Source organism: Pedobacter rhodius, assembly GCF_027213645.1.
Lineage (GTDB): Bacteria > Bacteroidota > Bacteroidia > Sphingobacteriales > Sphingobacteriaceae > Pedobacter > Pedobacter rhodius.
Genome location: NZ_JAPWGL010000011.1, coordinates 1 through 1,022, shown reverse-complemented (window position 1 = coordinate 1,022; position 1,022 = coordinate 1). Strand labels below are relative to the sequence as shown.

General features: G+C 34.8%; 1 protein-coding gene. It reads right to left on the bottom strand.

Annotated features, from left to right (window positions below; translation table 11 throughout):
- Positions 1 to 783: transposase (locus O0931_RS20085; RefSeq protein ID WP_269417257.1), on the bottom strand; the 783-nt coding region annotated here is incomplete at its 3' end.
- Positions 784 to 1,022 lie beyond the last annotated feature (239 nt).

Genomic DNA, 1,022 nt, shown 5'->3' with positions numbered 1-1,022 from the left:
TTTTACTGATGTTCCTGATTGTTTTTCTTTCACGTCCAAACCAGCATAACTTGTAAGCTGCTTTTTATTTCTGATCAGCTCAAACCCATTTGTTTCAGCCAAAACAATGATTGCAGTAAGTTTTCCAATTCCTGTTATACTACAGATACGCTTTATTTCTGTGTTTAAATTAGCATCACCATTAACAATCATCTCCAAATCAGCTTTTATTTCTTTTTCTTGCTTATTCAACAGATGAATCCTTTCATTAAGTCGTTGCAGGCTGCGTTCATTCGGCTCCACTTCAGACTCCTCAGCATGGAGCTGGTTCTTTACAATACACCGTTCACTTACAATCTGATCACGCTCTCTTGTGAGTTGTTGAAGCACATGAAAGATTTTCTTAGGCCTGTGCCATTGATCAAGATTTCTTTCCAGTCCAAACTGTGCAATGGCCTCGGAACAGCTTTTATCTGTTATGGTTTTGTTTTCAAGTGTTCGAATGTAATTGCTGATTTTATTTGGTAGAACAATAGTTACTTCACGACCATGATCATAGAGGTAAAAGGCAAATTTTTGATGATAGATACCAGTAGCTTCCATTACAAAACGGACTTTAAACTCATTACTTGAAAGTTTTTTTATCCAATCTAATAAAGCCGAAAAACCAGCCTCATTGTTTTTGAAAACTTTATGGGCATAAAGTTCAATACTCAAATCATCGAACATCCTGCCAATAGTAACGACTAACTCCTTTTGTGCAACATCTACACCCAATACTTCCTTTAATACTTTTTTCATCATTTTAAGTTTAATTATAAAGTGATGAATCTCCCTTCGTTTTTTCTCCTGGTTGGATATCCTGGATATTATGACATGCATAATTCCTTACATTCTGTTCAAACTCTAAGAGATAAAAAGGAAAGAGGTAGTATCTATCGGTCAATATACTTCATGAGTTATTTAGCCATCGGTCTACTCTCAATCCTTTTCACTTTATATTTACTAAATTAATAATTGTAAACATAGGAGCTATCGGATGA